Source organism: Pseudomonas sp. FP453 (genome assembly GCF_030687495.1).
Taxonomy (GTDB): Bacteria; Pseudomonadota; Gammaproteobacteria; order Pseudomonadales; family Pseudomonadaceae; genus Aquipseudomonas.
On record NZ_CP117435.1, the window covers coordinates 1,104,885 to 1,122,658 of the forward strand.

Sequence of the window (17,774 nt, forward strand, 5' to 3'; positions counted from 1 at the left end):
GCAGGTATACTTCCTACCACTGTGGCTCGCAATTGGGGTCCGCAACATTTTCTGCATGCTTCGGAGCGCTCATGACTTCCCCGACACAATCCCCCGCCGAGACGGCTGACCTCGTCGATTCGACCAGCGCCGACGGCGTTGAAAAAGCCGAGATTCCGGCATTCAAGTTTCCGTTTATACCGGGCGAACTCGCAGGGGCCAAGAATGCTGCCCAGCCTTGGTACAAAAACGGTGCGAAGAACGGCCATACCAAGTCCCCAGGCATGGCACCCCCTGGCACTCGCCGCTCCATGGGTAAACGCTAAGAGTAAAGATCACGTGCTGTGGTTGCTAATGCCTACAGCGAGCGCTGACTTTTCTGATTGTGGGTTCATGTCCTTTTTTTGAAAGCTTTCACGCCACTTGCTTCGCCCCACTGTTCCAGTGGGGGCTGGAGGCGGTTGACGCTGGTCTTTCTGGAAAAGGATATTCCGCATGGCACCCATCTCCCTACGCGTTTCCCTCGGCTTGCTGTTGTGGGTTGTGTCCGCCAGTGTTGCAGCATATGAACCGGCACGGCACGAAATCCGCTTCGCCGTCGTCGCGCAGTTCCCTCCTTTCCAAAGCCGTGACCCGCAAGGGCAGATGGTGGGGTTGAACATCGACTTGGGCAACGCGTTGTGCCAGCAGCTCAATGTGCGTTGCATCTGGGTCGATCAGGTCCTGATGGAGAATTTTCCGGCACTTGAAGCCCGGCGGTTCGACGCGATCATGGGCATGGCCGCTACGTCCAGACGGCGCCGCTGGGTCAGTTTTACCGAAGACCTCTATCCATTCACCACGCGTCTGGTGGCGCGCAAGGCATCCGGCTTGCTGCCGACCAAGCAGTCACTCAAAGGCAAGCGTGTCGGGGTGTTGCTGAAGAGTAATCGCGAGGCCTTTGCCCTGTCGAAGTGGGCGCCTGCGGGGGTGATCGTCAAGAGTTTCTGGCTCAACGACGAACTGGTGCGTAGCCTGGTGGCAGGCGAGATAGATGCAACGTTGCAAGGCACCGTGGAAATCCGCGAGGCCCTGCTCGACACCGCCGATGGCGAGGATTTCGACTTTCTCGGCCCCGAAGTCTCGGCGCAGCTGTTGGGCAACGGCGTGGCGATAGCGGTGCGCAAGTCCGATATGACGTTGCGTACCGACCTCAATCGCGCCCTCGAGCAACTGATGCACAACGGCGAGTACCAGCGGATCATCCAGCCCTATCGCCTGGATATCAGCCCTCCTGCCATACAATGATGGCGAACTAATTGCGCAGAACATGCGCTGGATCAGTATTTGCCCCCTCCGTGCGCTTAGAGTCGGTCGCCCTGCCGACTCCTTCAATAATCACGAGCGCGCTTATCCATGAAAATCAATCTGCCGGTCACCGGTCGAAGTGTGGACTTTGCCCCTGACGCCAATATCCTCTCGACCACCGACCTGACCAGCGCGATTACCTACGCCAACGAGGACTTTATCAACGTCAGCGGCTACCGCCGTGAGGAACTGATCGGCACGCCGCATAACCTCCTGCGGCATCCCGACATGCCGGCCGCTGCATTCGCGCATATGTGGAAAACCTTGAAAAGCGGGCGCTCATGGATGGGCATGGTGAAAAACCGCTGCAAGAACGGTGACCACTATTGGGTCAGCGCCTACGCCACGCCGGTGACCCGTGATGGCGTGACGGTGGAGTATCAATCGGTGCGCACCAAGCCCGATGCGCGCAGGGTGGCAGCAGCAGAACGTGCCTACGCGCGGCTGCGGGCGGGCAAGCGCCGGCGCTTGCCGAGGCTCGGCCTGGGGGTAAAGTTAACGGCCTGGGTGGCCACCACCAGCAGCGTGACCTGGGCCCTGGGGCTGGGCTTGGCCACCTATTCGCTGGCCTGGCAACTGCTGGCGTTGGTGGCCGGCTGCGCGGTCGGCGCGGTGGGGGTCAAAGCCATCCTGCGGCCCTTGGCACAATTGGATCAACGCGCGCGCGCTATCGCCGACAACCCCTTGAGCCAGGCGATCTACACCGGGCGCGAGGATGAATGCGGACAGATCGAATTCGCCCTGCACATGCTCGAAGCCCAAGCGGGCGCAGTGGTCGGGCGGATCGGCGACGCGTCCCAACGTTTGTCTGGGCATGCGGCGCAACTGGTCGAGCATTTGGGCAGCAGCCACACCAGCAGCCTGGGCCAGCAGACCCAGACCGACCAGGTCGCGGCGGCGATCCACCAGATGGCGGCGAGTGTGGCCGAGGTGGCCAACCATGCCGTCGAGGCTTCAAAGGCGGCGGACCAGGCAGGCAATGAAACCCGTGAGGGCCACCTGCGGGTGGATGAAAGTCGCGACGCGGTATTGCGCCTGTCCCGGGAACTGGCCCGGGCGACCGAGGTGATTCATCAACTGGAAAGCCACAGCGGGGAAATCAGCGGTGTGCTGGAGGTGATCCGCACCATTGCCGAACAAACCAACCTGCTGGCCCTCAACGCCGCCATCGAAGCGGCGCGGGCGGGTGAGCAGGGCCGTGGTTTTGCCGTGGTCGCCGATGAAGTGCGCGGCCTGGCGCAACGCACCCAGCAATCGACCAACGAAATCCAGCGCATGATCAGCACCCTGCAAGGTGGCGCACGGGATGCGGTGCAGGCCATGGCGCAAAGCAGCGAGCATGTCGATGCCAGTGTCGAGCAGGCGCAGCGGGCGGCAGCGGCCCTGGACGGGATCAGCCAGCGTGTTGGCCAGATCACCGCCATGAGCCAGCAGATTGCGGCGGCGGTGGAGGAACAGAGCGCGGTGAGTGAAGACATCAATCGCAACATCGTCGGCATTCGCAATGCCGGGGAGGCCACTGTCAGTGCGGGGCAGCAGAGCCAGCTCAGTTCCGGGGATGTGGCGGCGTTGGCGGAGGATTTGCGGCAGTTGGCGCAGGAGTTTTGGGGGAAGCGGCACTAGCTGGGATGTGTAGTGAATGGGCGGGCCTCATCGCGGGCAAGCCCGCTCCCACAGGGAATCGCATTCCAACTGTGGGAGCGGGCTTGCCCGCGATGAGGCCGGTATTGCCTACGCCGCCCTCAACGAAATAAACGCATAATTCGCCGGCACCTCAGTGGCAATCTGTGCCCCCGCGTCCAACAGCTGTCCGGCAATATCCACCCCAGACACATGAAACACCCACTCATTGGCTACCGACGGCCGCTCGACCGCCAATTCAATCGCCTGGGCAAATGCCCCCATGTCCGGCAGGTACGCGGTAAACCCGTCGCCCTTGAGCGCCGTGGTCCGGATACCCAGCAAGGCACACACGGTTTCCTTGGTCTGCACGTCGTCGCGGTCGGCCTGGCGTGAGCGGTTGATCAACGCCGCCAGCTGCGGGTCTGCCAGCTCGCCGCCGACGATCAACGCCGGGCCTTGTTCCCACGATTCGGGCGGGCAGTCCTTGGCGCCAGGGTTCAAGGGAATGTGCGGGTTGATTTCCATCGGATAGATCCGGCACACCAACGGCCGCCGCTCGTAGATGCGACACAGGTTGTCTTCGTCAAGATTCCGGCAGCGCCCGGCGTTGTAGGCGGCAAAGGTGATTGCCACAAACGCCTCGATGTTGCCGCTGGGCACCACCACCGAACGGCGCTCGGCATGCTCGCGTTGTTGCACGGGCAGGCCCAGGCCGTTGGCCAGGAAACCTTCTACCAGAACGATGACATTGCCGCCGTCCGCCGCCCACATGCGGGCTTCGTCGAGGGTCAGGGGGACGTGGTGGTCGGTGCAGCACTTGCCGCAACCGACGCAGGAAAAGTGGGTGTTCATGGCGGATCTGTCACCAGGCTAGGTCAGAGGGCTCGCTTGAACGGTGACGGGTTTTTACCTCTGTTCACCGTATTGCCACTCTGGAAGCAAGTTGTGCGCCAGTGCCTGTCAGTCTTCTGCGACTGCATCACGTAATACAAACTTCATGTCTGCACTTTCGTAGAGCTTGCGTGCGCGCAGGTTGCTCTCCAGCACCTTGAGGTCCACATAGGGTTCGCCGCGCTGCTTGAACACCTGGAAGCTGTGCAGCAACAACGCGCGGCCCAGCCCCTGGCCCTGGGCGCATGGGTGTACGGAGAGGTTCTTGATAAAGGCGCTGGTCCAGCATTGCGCCACGCCAAGAATACCCTCGGCGTTGCTGGCGACCAGGCACAGCGTGGGGTCGAACTCGGCATCGCTGACGAACTACTGGCGCCATTCCTCCAGGCTTGGCACGCGGCCGCCGCCCTGGTCCTGGGTCATGCGCAACACCGCATGAATGGCCGGGGCCAGCTCGTCGCGGTAATGATCCAACTGCGTGCCCGCCGGCCATTGCGGCGCGGGCAGGCTGGCGGTGAGATCGCGGCGCAGCAGTTGGAAGTATTCGCTCACAGGCCTTTTTGCGCCACCGTTTGCGCGGCCACCACCAGGCACTTGGTCAACTCGGGCGACGAGAATTTCGTCAGCACCGAATCGGCACCGGCCAGGCGGGCCTTTTCGCTGTTCATCGCGCTGTCCAGGGAGGTGTGCAGCAGCACGTAGAGGTCCTTGAAGTCCGGGGTTTCGCGCAGGGTGCGGGTGAGGGCATAGCCGTCCATCTCGGACATCTCGATATCCGACACCACCACGTTGATCTGCTCGGCCGTGCCTTGCAGCTCCAGCAGCACGTCGATGGCTTCCTTGGCGCTGCGCGCGGTGTGGCAGGTGAGGCCGAGGTTGCGCAAGGTATGCACCGATTGCTGCAACGCCACCTGGCTGTCGTCCACCACCAGAATGCGCGCATTGCCCAGCACTTCGGCTTCTTCCATGGTCAGGTCGGTCGGCGCGGCTTCGATCGGCGCCGGGGCGATGCCGTGGATGACTTTCTCGATATCCAGCACCTGCACCAGGGCGCCTTCCACCTCGGTCACCCCGGTGATAAACGCGCGGTTGCCGCCAGAGCCATAGGGCGGCGGGCGGATGTCGGTGGTCAGGCAATGCACGATCTTGCTCACCGCCTGCACATGCAGGCCCTGCTTGGAACGGCTCACATCGGTGACGATCAGGCAGCCACCGTTCGGGTCCTGCAGGGGCATTTCGCCGAGGGCACGGCTGAGGTCGATCACCGACAGCGAAGCACCGCGCAGAATGGCGATGCCTTTGACGTGGGGGTGCGACTCCGGCAGCTTGGTCAGCGGCGGGCAGGGGATGATTTCGCTGACTTTCAGCAGGTTGATCGCCATCAGCTTGCCACTGCGCAAGGTAAAGAGCAGAAGCGAGAGTGAATCTGCGCGGGCTTTGGTGGTGGACATAAAAACCTTCTGTGGATCAGGGATGACATCTATGGAAGGTTATCGACTTGAGGACGCCAGGCTTTAACCGGGTTTTGTGTCGGACTCGGTCTAATGTGGGAGCTGGCTTGCCTGCGATGGCATCACCTCGGTGCAACTGTAAGACCGAGTCGCCTGCATCGCAGGCAAGCCAGCTCCCACAGAAGCACCAGCCCACCGTGGTGAGATTTCAGCCCTTCCAGACTTGCGGGTTCACCAGATCCTGTGGACGCTGGCCCAGTAGGGCACTGCGCAGGTTCTCCAGGGCACGATTGGCCATGGCCTCACGGGTTTCATGGGTCGCCGAGCCGATATGCGGCAAGGTCACCGCATTGCTCAGCTGGAACAGCGGCGACTCCGCCAACGGCTCCTGCTCATACACATCCAGCCCCGCCCCGCGAATCCGCTGGGTTTGCAGCGCTTCGATCAGCGCCGGTTCATCCACCACCGGGCCACGGGAGATGTTGATCAGGATCGCGCTGGATTTCATCAGGCCCAGCTCGCGGGTGCTGATCAGGTGGCGGGTCTTGTCGCTCAATGGCACCACCAGGCACACAAAGTCTGCTTCGGCGAGCAATTGGTCGAGGCTGCGGAACTGTGCGCCCAGCTCCTGTTCCAGCGCCGGCTTGCGGCTGTTGCCGCTGTAGAGGATCGGCATGTTGAACCCCAGGCGCCCGCGGCGGGCCACGGCCGCGCCGATATTGCCCATGCCGACGATGCCCAGGGTCTTGCCGTGTACATCACAACCGAACAACGGCGCGCCGACGCTGGCTTTCCACTGGCCGGCCTTGGTCCAGGCGTCGAGTTCGGCGACGCGGCGGGCGCTGCTCATCAGCAGGGCGAACGCCAGGTCGGCGGTGCTTTCGGTGAGCACGTCAGGGGTGTTGGTGAGCATGATCCCGCGCTCAGTGAAGTAGGGCACGTCGTAGTTGTCGTAGCCCACCGACACACTGGACACCACTTCCAGCTCTCTCGCGCCTTGCAACTGCTCGCGGCCCAGCTTGCGGCCCACGCCGATCAGGCCATGGGCGTGGGGCAGGGCTTCATTGAACTGCGCGTTGATATCACCCAGCTTGGGGTTGGGCGCGATCACCTCGAAATCCTCTTGCAGGCGTTCGATCATGGGCGGGGTGATGCGGCTGAAGGCGAGGACAGTCTTTTTCATTGCAGGCGGGCTCATCGACTACGGGAGAATGCCAAGCACGCTAACATTCCTGCCCAGACTTGTCAGGACACCACCCAGCTAAAGTGAGCAGCGGACCCCTGTGGGAGCTGGCTTGCCTGCGATAGCGGTTTGCCTGATACACCGCTATCGCAGGCAAGCCAGCTCCCACAGTTGATCTCGGGTGGCTGGCAGGAATCAGTTCGCCAGGCGTACGCCGCCAACGCTTCCGCTCAATTCATACGCCGCCAACTCCGCCTGATGCGCCGCGAGAATCTCCGGCAACGACCCGCGCAGGTATTCCACCCACGTCTTGATCTTCGCATCCAGGTACTGGCGTGACGGGTAGATGGCGTACAGGTTCAGCTCCTGCGAGCGGTACGTCGGCATCACCCGCACCAGGGTGCCGTTGCGCAGGCCTTCAATCGCGGCATACACCGGCAACAGGCCGACACCCATGCCGCTGGTGATCGCGGTTTTCATCGCGTCGGCCGAGTTGACCAGGAACGGCGAGCTGTTGATGGCCACGCTTTCCTGGCCTTCGGGGCCGTTGAAGGTCCACTTGTCCAGCTGGATCACCGGGCTGACCAGGCGCAGGCAGGCGTGGTTGAGCAAGTCAGTGGGGCGTTGCGCGCAGCCCTTGGCCTTGACGTAATCCGGCGAGGCGCAGGCGATGCTGTAGGTGATGCCCAGGCGTTGGGAGACGAAACCCGAGTCCGGCAGCTCGCTGGCCAGCACGATGGACACGTCGTAGCCCTCGTCGAGCAGGTCCGGCACGCGGTTGGCCAGGGTCAGGTCGAAGGTCACGTCCGGGTGGGTGCGGCGGTAGCGGGCGATGGCGTCAATCACGAAGTGCTGGCCGATGCCGGTCATGGTGTGCACTTTCAACTGCCCGGCGGGGCGCGCGTGGGCGTCGCTGGCTTCGGCTTCAGCTTCTTCGACGTAGGCCAGGATCTGTTCGCAGCGCAGCAAATAGCGTTTACCGGCTTCGGTCAGCGCGATGCGGCGGGTGGTGCGGTTGAGCAAGCGGGTTTGCAGGTGGGCCTCAAGGTTCGAGACCGCGCGCGAGACGTTGGCTGTGGTGGTGTCCAGTTGCGCGGCGGCGGCGGTGAAGCTGCCGGCTTCGGCCACGCAACTGAACGCGCGCATGTTTTGCAAAGTGTCCATGGGGTGTTCTCAAGGGAGATAGCAAATTGTGACAGAAAGTTACGCCGTCCAGTGATCCCTACCAACGGATTATCGCTTGAACGGTAACAAAGATTCACAGGAATGCCAGCTTATCGTCCTTCATGCCGCCGCCTAGAATTGCGCCACCTACCCCGCAACACCACCTCAGGAATTCGTTCGCCGTGCCGCGTCGCATCAGCAGAGAGCTGAAGACTCTCAGTGTTTGGGCTTTATCGTTAGCAATCAGCGGCTGCATCGGAACCGGAGGAATTGCCCCCCAAGGCCAGGCCCTCAGCGCCAATACCCTGGCCACCGACGAAGCGATCCAGAGCGCCGCCCAGGACGCCCATTGGCCCACCGCCCAATGGTGGCAAGCCTACGGCGACCCGCAACTCAACCATTGGGTGGCCCTCGCCACGCACAACAGCCCGAGCATGGCCATGGCCGCCGCGCGTGTGCGTGAAGCACGGGCCATGGCCGGGATTGCCGAATCGGCCGAGTCGTTGCAGATCAACAGCGACACCACCCTCAAGCGCCACAACTGGCCGAAGGATCAGTTCTACGGCCCCGGCGAGTTGAGCGGTGCCAACACCTGGGACAACAATTCATCCCTGGGCCTGAGCTATGCCCTCGACCTGTGGGGCCGCGAAAGCAACACCAGCGAACGCGCCGTGGACCTGGCCCACATGAGTGCTGCCGAAGCCCGCCAGGCCCAGCTCGAACTGCAAAACAACGTGGTCCGCGCCTATATCCAGCTGTCGTTGCACTACGCCAACCGCGACATCGTTGCGGCCACCCTGGCCCAGCAACAGCAGATCCTGGACCTGGCCAACAAACGCCTGGATGCCGGGATCGGCACGCACTTCGACGTCAGCCAGGCCGAAACCCCGTTGCCGGAAACCCATCGCCAACTGGACGCCCTCGACGAAGAAATCGCCCTGAGCCGCAACCAGCTCGCGGCCTTGGCGGGCAAAGGCCCGGGGGAGGGCGCGCAGTTGCAGCGGCCGAGCCTGGCCCTGGCCGCGCCGCTGAAACTGCCATCGAGCCTGCCCGCGCAATTGCTCGGCCAGCGGCCGGACGTGGTCGCCAGTCGCTGGCAGGTCGCGGCCCAGGCCCGTGGCATTGATGTGGCCCACGCCGGCTTTTACCCCAACGTCGACCTGGTCGGTAGCCTCGGCTACATGGCCACCGGCGGCGGCATGCTGGAGTTTCTCGCCGGCAAGAAATTCAACTACAACGTCGGCCCGGCGATCACCTTGCCGATCTTCGATGGCGGGCGTTTGCGTGCCGAGTTGGGCGAAGCCAGCGCGGGCTACGACATCGCCGTGGCCCGGTACAACCAGACCCTGGTCAATGCACTCAAGGGCATCAGCGACCAATTGATCCGCCGCGAGTCCATGGACAAGCAACAAGGCTTCGCCGCGCAATCGGTGGCCTCGGCGCAGAAAACCTACGACATCGCGATGATCGCCTACCAGCGCGGCCTTACCGATTACCTCAATGTGCTCAACGCGCAGACCTTGCTGTTTCACCAGCAGCAGATCGCGCAACAAGTCCAGGCCGCGCGCCTGACGGCCCATGCCGAACTGGTCACTGCCTTGGGTGGCGGCCTCGGTGCCGGCGACGATGTGCCCGAGGATGCCAAGACCCTCCCGAGCAAGACCCCGGCGGCCCTCGCCGTGTTTGATCACTGAGTAGGATTGAATGACTCCCTTGCCTGCACCGCTGCGCTGGTTGCACGCCCTTGAGTGGCGCCGCGGTTTCTTCGACTGGGCACGCAGCGACGGCGTGACCTGGGTGTATATCTTCAAGGTGCTGATCGCCGCGTTCCTCACGCTGTGGCTGGCCATGCGCCTGGAACTGCCGCAACCGCGCACCGCGATGATCACCGTGTTTATCGTGATGCAACCACAGAGCGGCCAGGTGTTTGCCAAGAGCTTCTATCGCTTCCTCGGCACCCTGGCAGGGTCGGCGGTGATGGTGTTGTTGATCGCCTTGTTTGCGCAGAACACCGAGTTGTTCCTCGGCGCCTTGGCGATCTGGGTGGGCGTCTGCACGGCGGGCGCGACCCGCAACCGCAACTTTCGCGCCTATGGTTTTGTGTTGGCCGGCTACACCGCGGCGATGGTGGGATTACCCGCGCTGGCACACCCGGACGGCGCCTTCATGGCGGCGGTGTGGCGGGTGCTGGAAATCTCCCTGGGGATTCTGTGCTCCACCTTGGTCAGCGCCGCGATCCTGCCGCAGACCTCCAGCGCCGCCATGCGCAACGCCTTGTACCAGCGCTTCGGCGTGTTCGCGCTGTTTGTCACCGATGGTTTGCGTGGGCGCAGCCAGCGGGACGGGTTCGAGGCCAGCAACGTGCGCTTTATCGCCGAAGCCGTGGGCCTGGAAGGGCTGCGCAGCCTCACCGTGTTTGAAGACCCGCACATGCGTCGGCGCAACGGTCGGCTCAGTCGCCTCAACAGCGAATTCATGAGCATCACCACGCGCTTCAACGCCTTGCACCAGTTGCTCGAACGGCTGCGCACGGATGCGGCCGATCACGTGGTCGCGGCGATCAAGCCGGGCCTGCACGACCTTGCCGAAGTGCTCGACGGTTTCTCCGGCCGCGCCCTCACCAGCCCGGATGCGGCTCGGTTGGTGGCGCAACTCGCCGCCTACAAGGACGACTTGCCCGCCAAGGTGCGCAGCCTGCGGGCGGCATTCCAGGAAGGCGAGCCCACCGAGGCCGAGCAGCTGGATTTCCATACGGCCTACGAGCTGCTTTACCGCTTCGTCGACGACCTGCACAACTACGCGCTGACCCACGCGTCCCTGGCCGACCACAGTCATGAACGGGAAGATTGGCACGAAGCGTTCACGCCAAAAACCAACTGGCTGGCCTGCGCCGCCTCGGGGATTCGCGCGTCGTTCATCCTGGTCGTGCTCGGCAGCTACTGGGTGGCCACCGCCTGGCCGAGCGGCGCGACCATGACCCTGATCGCTGCGGCCACGGTCGGCCTGTCCGCCGCCACGCCCAACCCCAAGCGCATGGCGTTCCAGATGGCCTGCGGCACCTTGATCGGTGCGCTGGTGGGCTTTGTCGAAATGTTCTTCGTGTTCCCCTGGATCGACGGCTTCCCGCTGCTGTGCGTGATGCTCGCACCGGTGATCATCCTTGGCGCCTTCCTCGCCTCACGTCCGCAATACGCCGGGGTGGGCGTCGGCCTGCTGATCTTCTTCAGCACCGGCTCGGTGCCGGACAACCTCACGGTCTACAACCCCTACACCTTTATCAACGACTACATCGCGATGATCATCGGCATGCTCGTCTGCGCGGCGGCGGGGGCGATCATCCTGCCGCCCAACAGCCGCTGGCTGTGGCGCCGCCTGGAGCAGGACCTGCGCGAGCAAGTGGTGTATGCCATCAGCGGCAAGCTCAAGGGCCTGGCGTCGAGTTTCGAAAGCCGCACCCGTGACCTGCTGCACCAGGCCTACGGCCTCGCCGTCGGCCAGCCGCAAGTGCAGCGCGACCTGCTGCGCTGGATGTTCGTGGTGCTGGAAGTCGGCCACGCGATCATCGAGTTGCGCAAGGAACAGGCGATTTTGCCGGTGCACCCGGCCTACGCCGAATCACAGCCATGGCGCCAGGCGATCCGCGTGATGGGCCGCTCGCTGGTGCGCCTGTTTTTGCAACCGAGCGCGAGCAACCTGGAGCGCAACCTGATCGCCGTGGACCATGCGATCAGCCGCGTGCAGGCCACCGACGAACCCTTCGCCCCGCACTTCGACACCTCGGCCCTGCGCCGGGTGAAAAGCTACCTGCACTTTATCCGCACCTCGCTGCTGGACCCGCAATCGCCCCTCGCTGCCTTGAAAGGAGCCGCGCATGCCGCGTGAAATCGCGTTCCACGGTATCTACATGCCGACCATGACCCTGATGTTCCTGATCGCGGCCGTCCTGGCCTGGGCCCTGGACCGCTTCCTGGCCGGGTTCGACCTGTACCGTTTTTTCTGGCACCCGGCGTTGCTGCGCCTGAGCCTGTTCGTTTGCCTGTTCGGCGCCCTGGCGCTGACCGTCTACCGTTGAGAATGCCCTGATGAAAAAGTTTTTCAGCCTGCTTGCGACCTTGCTGGTACTGGCCTTGGCGATGTGGATTGGCCGCACGTTGTGGGTGCACTACATGCAAACCCCGTGGACCCGCGACGGCCGCGTGCGCGCCGACATCATCAACGTCGCCGCCGACGTCACCGGCGAAGTGGTGGACGTGCCGGTGCGCGACAACCAGTTGGTGAAGAAGGGCGACCTGCTGATGCAGATCGACCCCGAGCACTACCGCATCGCCGTCAAACAGGCGCAGTCGCTGGTGGCGTCACGCAAAGCCACCTGGGAAATGCGCAAGGTCAACGCCCACCGCCGCGCCGACCTCGACGCCCTGGTGATCTCCAAGGAAAACCGCGACGACGCCAGCAACATCGCCGACTCGGCCCTGGCCGATTACCAGCACGCGCTGGCGCAACTGGAAGCGGCTGAACTGAACCTCAAGCGCACCCAGGTGCTGGCGGCGGTGGACGGTTACGTCACCAACCTCAATGTGCATCGCGGCGACTATGCGCGCATCGGCGAGGCGAAGATGGCCGTGGTGGATATGAATTCCTTCTGGGTCTACGGCTTCTTTGAAGAAACCAAGCTGCCCCATGTGAAGGTGGGCGATAAAGCCGACATGCAGCTCATGAGCGGCGAAACCTTGAAGGGCCATGTGGAAAGCATCTCGCGGGGCATCTACGACCGCGACAACCCCGAGAGCCGCGAGTTGGTCGCGGATGTGAACCCGACGTTCAACTGGGTGCGGTTGGCGCAGCGGGTGCCGGTGCGGATTCATATTGATGAAGTGCCGGAAGGGGTGCTGTTGGCTGCCGGTATTTACCTGCACCGTTATCGTGAACCAAACACAGTACTAACTGTGGCGCTTGTGTGGCGAGGGAGCTTGCTCCCGGCCGGCTGCGCAGCAGTCGCCGGCTTTCGGGTTTTGGGGCGCTTCGCACCCCAGCGGGAGCAAGCTCCCTCGCCATAATGAGTCAGTCATTTCAGTGAATGAGCGACTCGGCGGCTCTGGTTTTTCGTCGACGCTTGACCCTCAGCATGCTGGTGTAGCGACGGTGGTTTTTGGAGTTTAGAACCAAGATGTAGAGCAGGGATGTCAGCAACGCAGACAAGTTGAGCAGCGTCGGAGAGTAATTGCCAAGATAGGCTACCGAGAGCAGGAGGTTTGCGATTGCTACGAGGATGAGTATTCGAGGCGCATGCCGGAATCCTTCACATAGACCAATTTGGCCTACGTTATAAATCAGGCACAGCACCATTCCGGTTCCGAAAGCGGTTTCATCCGGCAGGCCTAAAATTTGTGCGTAATACGAAAGACTTGTCGACGTGTTTGATTGCGATACTGCTTAGGCTAAGCAGCATCGCCCCTCCAAATGAGGGTAAAAAACGGTAGGCATAACGACGCCAAATTAGATATTCCCGAACGGGATCAATACCGAAATTCATGGTCGTCGAACTCCTCGTACAGTGCGATAACTAACGCGTTGATATTTCCGAAAAGTACGCTGCCTGTGATAGCTAAAGTCGCGCTAACTTGATCCCTTATTTGCGTGATTATGCGCAGTCGTAACTCGGGGTTGCTGTAGCGTCTGGGCAATTGTCCAGCCAACTGCTTCAGGCGAATTATTTCGCGGGGATGGCGGGGATTGCTCAGCCGAAGAACTTCGTCCGTTAATTTGGCGCGTTCTTGACGGCTCATGGGTCTCAATATGTCCGTCATCTCGCGCCCGGTCGAACGTTTGATAGCCATCACGGTTCTGACCGTTGCAACGGTGGAGGCCCCTGCGCCGACCAATGAAATACCATCCAGAGCAACGGTCATTGCTTGATACCAAGCCAGGGTGTCGTAGTAATCGTTCTTGGCAGGGTCAGTTAACTCGTTACGGGTCCTCCATACACCGTTAAAGCACTGTGCGCCGCTGGCGGCCAGGCCTGCGTATGACACATAGGTCAAGGCGAGGCTTGCGCCGCCACTAAACGGCGCTGCGGCTATGCCTGCCTTTGCGACAACGAAACTAATCACTGCCCCGCCGCAGGAAAGGGCCATTCCCGATGCCTCACGCCACAGCTGAGACTCACGAGGTGAACTTGCCACCTGCTGTGCATAGTCTTCAGTAGTAACTGCCTGCTCTACTGTTTCCCGCAAAATCACGCGCTTGGGCCTGACACTGCACAGCGGTACAAACTCCCTCAGCACCGTCACCTGATAATCACTGCCGATATGCACCACCCCAGCCCCGACGATGGCCGGGTCGGCGTCTATGGTTTGATAGAGTTTTGGCAGGTCCAGCAGACTGGTCAGGCGCTGGCGCGTGGTGGTGTGCGCGGTTGGCACGCCGCTTTGCAGGAAATCCCTTGGCATCCTTTCACCTGTGGGTAGACAGAGGTGAAAGAGCCTGAGGATTGGTTCCTTGAAATGATGTCAGGCCGTTCGCTGTTTCTTGTAGTACCTGGCCCTATGGACCAAACACAAAACTAACCTGTGGGAGCTGGCTTGCCTGCGATAGCGGACTATCAGTCGAAGCATTAGCAGCTGACCCACCGCTATCGCAGGCAAGCCAGCTCCCACATGTTTAACCGCATCAGGCCTTGATGAAGGTCTCGTGCAGATGGCGCCACAGCAGCGCGCCGCTGGCCTGTTTCTCGAACACGACGGTGGCGCGGCGATCGGTCTGGGTGCCGCTGTCATCGACCTGATGCTCACGGTAAGTCACCGTTGCCCCGCGTGCATGCCGGTCAATCCCGGCCATTTCACTCAAGGTGATCTTCAACCCCGGCCGCATCCCGCCCAGGCGCGTGAACAACGCGTTGACCCCGGCCGCATTGACGCGCGTGCCGGTGGCCGGGGCAACCATGCTGAACTCCGGGGAGAAGCGCGCGAGCAGGCTGTGCAAGGTGCCTTCCGGCGCGACGCCGGCGAACCATTGTTCGATCTCGACGTGGGTCTGGATCACTTCTTCAAAAAAATCGCTGTAGTCGATCATTACAAACTCCGTTCCAAGCCAAAGCGCTTCTTCAAGACGCTCTCCAATAAACCTTTGGGCAGCAGCGCCGCCATCATCGGCAACGCGCGGCTGCCATTCCCTGCACGCAGTAGGCGCGGTGGCGCGGGTTGTTGCACGCCCTTGAGCACCTGCGCGGCAAACCGGCTGGCCGGCGTCGGGTTGTTTTGTGAAGCCTGGGAGCGCGCGCGGATGCCTTCGCGCAGCGGCCACCAGGGGGATTGTTCGTTGATCAACAGCTCGGCCTGGGCGCCGGCGTTTTTCGCGAAGCTTGTGTCGATGGCCCCCGGCTGTACTTCCATCACGCGAATGCCAAACGGTGCCAGTTCCATGCGCAGGGCATCGCTCAGGGCATGCACGGCGGCTTTCGACGCGCAGTAGGCACCGGCAAATGGCGTGACCAATACGCCAGAAACACTGCCGATGTTCACCACCAGGCCCTTGCTGCGGCGCAGGGCCGGGAACAGCGCCTGGGTCACGCCGACGATGGAAAACACATTGGTCTCGAACTGGCGCTGCATGGCCTCGGTGCCGCCATCGAGCAACGGGCCCATGGCGCCGTAACCGGCGTTGTTGACCAGCACATCCAGCTCGCCCAGCTGTTCAGCCAGGTGCTGCAGGGCGGCGCTGTCGTTGACGTCCAGCTCGACCGCATTGAAGCCCGCAGCGGCAAGGGCGGCGACATCCTCCGGGCGGCGGGCGCTGGCCCACACGCTGTAGCCGGCGGCCTTGAAGGCGTCAGCCAGGGCGCGGCCGATGCCGCTGGAGCAGCCGGTGATAAGTACGTTGGGCATGGATCAGTCCTTTGTCAGTCCGAGAAACTGCCTTGCAGGTGCTCGGCACGAAATTCCAGGGTTTGCGGGCGATAACCGGGGCGCAGCGGTGGGGCGGGCAGGCAATCGTCCCAGGTCGCGCCGGCCTGCAACTCGCCGGGGCCGCGGTAGCGCGGGGCGGCGTAGACGTTGTCGGCCAGGTTGACGGTGTCGCCTGGCGCATAGGCGGCGACGCGCCAGCGCAGTTCGGTGAGGGGCACGTCGTTGCCGTTGTTGAGGATCAGTTTCAGTGGGCGGTCGGCCGGGCATTCCTCGGGCGCGTAGGTGATGCGCAGTTCCAGGCGTGCCAGTTGCGAGGCTTCGCGGTTGTCCAGCCAGACGACCCAGATGGCGACGAAACCCAGGCCGACAGCCGCGGCGAGGGACACCGGCAAGGCCTTGGCGGGGTAGCGCAGCAGCAGGATCAGCCAGGTGATGATCAGGAGAACGCCGAAGAACATGGAGACCACCTCGAATAGGGAACGAGCATCCTAACTTAAGCGTAGGTGGGATTGGGTGGCTTGAGACAAGTGTTGCTTGGGCGGGCGCCATCGCAGGCAAGCCAGCTCCCACATTCGACTGCATTCCAAAGGATGTACGCGGTTGACTGTGGGAGCTGGCTTGCCTGCGATGAGGCCTTTGGCATCACCACAACGCCCAAAGAAAAAGCCCCCACCCAACCCACTGCGGATAGGGGACGCAATGGGCTGGGCGAGGGCTTTTTGTACGGCGGTATTACTGCGCGATGGTTTTCACCGACACGCCACGCTCCACCGGCGTCGAACGCCCGTAGATATCCTCAAAGCGCTCGATATCGTCCTCGCCCAGGTAGCTGCCCGATTGCACTTCGATGATCTCCAACGGGATCTTGCCCGGGTTGCGCAGGCGGTGCACCGAGGCAATCGGGATGTAGGTCGACTGGTTCTCGCACAGCAGGAACACGTTCTCGTCGCAGGTCACTTCGGCCGTGCCGCTGACCACGATCCAGTGCTCGGCCCGGTGGTGGTGCATTTGCAGCGACAGGCACGCGCCCGGCTTGACCGAGATGTGCTTGACCTGGAACCGCCCGCCCATGTCCACCGAGTCGTAGGAGCCCCACGGACGATAGACTTCGCAGTGGTTCTGGGTCTCGCTGCGCCCCTGTTCGTTGAGGGTGTTGACCATCTGCTTGACGCCCTGGACCTTGTCCTTGTGGGCAATCATCATCGCATCCTTGGTTTCCACCACCACGATGTTTTCCAGGCCGATCACCGACACCAGCTTGCCGTTGCCGTGGATCATGCAGTTCTTGCTGTCCTGGATCACCACGTCGCCCTTGGTCACGTTGCCGTTGGCGTCTTTATCGTTGACCGCCCACAGCGAGGCCCAGCAACCCACGTCGCTCCAACCGGCGCTCAGCGGTACCACGCAGGCGCGCTGGGTTTTTTCCATTACGGCGTAGTCGATGGAGTTGTCCGGGCAGCAGGCGAAGGTGGCTTCGTCGAAGGACACGGTGTCGGCGTCCTGCTCGCTGCGCTCAAGGGTCAGCAGGCAAGTGTCGTAGATGTCCGGGTCGTGCTTTTTCAGCTCTTCGAGGAAGCGGCTGGCGCGGAACAGGAACATGCCGCTGTTCCAGAAATAACCGCCGCTTTTGACGAACTCGACCGCACGTTTTTCATTGGGTTTTTCGACGAACTGCTCGACGCGGCTCACGCCCTCGGGCAGCAGCGAGTCGGCGGTCGACTTGATATAGCCGTAACCGGTTTCCGGGCGGGTCGCCGGCACGCCGAACAGCACCATCTCACCGCGCTCGGCGGCCACGGTGGCCAGGGCCAGCGCACGTTGCAGGGCTTTCTGGTCGTCGATCACGTGGTCGGCGGGCAGCACCAGCATCAGCTCATCGCGGCCTTCGTTGACCAGCATCATCGCGGTCAGGGCCACGGCCGGCGCGGTGTTGCGGCCGAACGGTTCCATCAGGATGCGCTGGCAGTCGAGTTTGCGGTTGCTCAGTTGTTCGTTGACGATGAAACGGTGGTCCTTGTTGCAGACCACAATCGGCGAGTCCATGCCCTCGAACACCAGGCGCTCCAGGGTTTGCTGGAACAGCGTGTGCTCGCCGGTCAGGGCCAGGAACTGTTTGGGAAACTGTTTGCGGGAAAGCGGCCAAAGACGTGAGCCGCTACCACCGGAAAGGATTACTGGGATCATGGGTGTTTCTCCTTGAATCGATTTGGGTCAGAGCTACGAAGGTTTGTC

At 62.4% G+C, this 17,774-nt stretch carries 15 protein-coding genes and 2 pseudogenes; 7 read left to right on the forward strand and 10 right to left on the reverse strand.

The features are described from left to right. Positions 1-71: 71 nt before the first annotated feature. The 3 genes from PSH87_RS04950 (at position 72) to PSH87_RS04960 (ending at position 2,949) form a co-directional block, all read left to right on the forward strand. The gene (locus PSH87_RS04950; protein WP_305432780.1) at positions 72-305 is read left to right on the forward strand and encodes a hypothetical protein; all 234 of its coding nucleotides are present in this window, start codon (positions 72-74) and stop codon (positions 303-305) included. Between the two features lie 169 nt (positions 306-474). Then, positions 475-1,266, forward strand: a complete 792-nt coding sequence (locus PSH87_RS04955; RefSeq protein ID WP_305432781.1) for a transporter substrate-binding domain-containing protein — start codon at positions 475-477, stop codon at positions 1,264-1,266. A gap of 108 nt (positions 1,267-1,374) precedes the next feature. Next, positions 1,375-2,949: a PAS domain-containing methyl-accepting chemotaxis protein gene (locus PSH87_RS04960; protein WP_305432782.1), complete on the forward strand. Its 1,575-nt coding sequence runs from the start codon at positions 1,375-1,377 to the stop codon at positions 2,947-2,949. Between the two features lie 108 nt (positions 2,950-3,057). Here PSH87_RS04960 and PSH87_RS04965 read toward each other — a convergent pair whose 3' ends face one another. From PSH87_RS04965 to PSH87_RS04985, 5 genes and pseudogenes are all read right to left on the reverse strand, one after another. Further along, complete coding sequence (locus PSH87_RS04965) at positions 3,058-3,801, reverse strand: YkgJ family cysteine cluster protein (protein ID WP_305432783.1); 744 nt, start codon at positions 3,799-3,801, stop codon at positions 3,058-3,060. A gap of 108 nt (positions 3,802-3,909) precedes the next feature. After that, a pseudogene (locus tag PSH87_RS04970) lies at positions 3,910-4,392 on the reverse strand (GNAT family N-acetyltransferase). Beyond that, entirely contained in the window at positions 4,389-5,291 is a 903-nt protein-coding gene (locus PSH87_RS04975; protein ID WP_017738678.1) for a chemotaxis protein CheV, read from the reverse strand. Before PSH87_RS04975 ends, PSH87_RS04970 begins: the two are co-directional and overlap by 4 nt. Before the next feature lie 208 nt (positions 5,292-5,499). After that, complete coding sequence (locus tag PSH87_RS04980; RefSeq protein WP_305432784.1) at positions 5,500-6,474, reverse strand: D-glycerate dehydrogenase; 975 nt, start codon at positions 6,472-6,474, stop codon at positions 5,500-5,502. A 195-nt stretch (positions 6,475-6,669) separates the two neighbouring features. Further along, complete coding sequence (locus PSH87_RS04985) at positions 6,670-7,638, reverse strand: LysR family transcriptional regulator (protein WP_017738676.1); 969 nt, start codon at positions 7,636-7,638, stop codon at positions 6,670-6,672. Positions 7,639-7,820: 182 nt separating this feature from the next. On the opposite strand from PSH87_RS04985, the gene PSH87_RS04990 reads away from it, so the two are divergent. From PSH87_RS04990 to PSH87_RS05005, 4 genes and pseudogenes are all read left to right on the forward strand, one after another. Next, positions 7,821-9,332 carry an efflux transporter outer membrane subunit gene (locus PSH87_RS04990; protein WP_305432785.1) on the forward strand — a complete coding sequence of 504 codons (1,512 nt, stop codon included), beginning with the start codon at positions 7,821-7,823 and terminating at the stop codon, positions 9,330-9,332. A 10-nt stretch (positions 9,333-9,342) separates the two neighbouring features. Next, entirely contained in the window at positions 9,343-11,520 is a 2,178-nt protein-coding gene (locus tag PSH87_RS04995; protein ID WP_305432786.1) for an FUSC family protein, read from the forward strand. Continuing rightward, entirely contained in the window at positions 11,510-11,710 is a 201-nt protein-coding gene (locus PSH87_RS05000) for a DUF1656 domain-containing protein (RefSeq protein ID WP_017738673.1), read from the forward strand. Before PSH87_RS04995 ends, PSH87_RS05000 begins: the two co-directional genes overlap by 11 nt. A gap of 10 nt (positions 11,711-11,720) precedes the next feature. Beyond that, a pseudogene (locus PSH87_RS05005) lies at positions 11,721-12,582 on the forward strand (efflux RND transporter periplasmic adaptor subunit). 572 nt (positions 12,583-13,154) lie between these two features. Here PSH87_RS05005 and PSH87_RS05010 read toward each other — a convergent pair. From PSH87_RS05010 to PSH87_RS05030, 5 genes are all read right to left on the reverse strand, one after another. Then, positions 13,155-14,087, reverse strand: a complete 933-nt coding sequence (locus tag PSH87_RS05010) for a hypothetical protein (RefSeq protein ID WP_017738670.1) — start codon at positions 14,085-14,087, stop codon at positions 13,155-13,157. A gap of 220 nt (positions 14,088-14,307) precedes the next feature. Then, complete coding sequence (locus PSH87_RS05015) at positions 14,308-14,709, reverse strand: DUF4440 domain-containing protein (protein WP_305432787.1); 402 nt, start codon at positions 14,707-14,709, stop codon at positions 14,308-14,310. Next, positions 14,709-15,521 carry an SDR family oxidoreductase gene (locus PSH87_RS05020; protein ID WP_305432788.1) on the reverse strand — a complete coding sequence of 271 codons (813 nt, stop codon included), beginning with the start codon at positions 15,519-15,521 and terminating at the stop codon, positions 14,709-14,711. Before PSH87_RS05020 ends, PSH87_RS05015 begins: the two co-directional genes overlap by 1 nt. A 14-nt stretch (positions 15,522-15,535) precedes the next feature. Further along, positions 15,536-16,000 carry a hypothetical protein gene (locus tag PSH87_RS05025; protein WP_017738666.1) on the reverse strand — a complete coding sequence of 155 codons (465 nt, stop codon included), beginning with the start codon at positions 15,998-16,000 and terminating at the stop codon, positions 15,536-15,538. Positions 16,001-16,274: 274 nt separating this feature from the next. Continuing rightward, positions 16,275-17,726, reverse strand: coding sequence for a mannose-1-phosphate guanylyltransferase/mannose-6-phosphate isomerase (locus PSH87_RS05030; protein ID WP_017738665.1), 1,452 nt, complete (start codon positions 17,724-17,726; stop codon positions 16,275-16,277). Between the last annotated feature and the right edge of the window lie 48 nt (positions 17,727-17,774).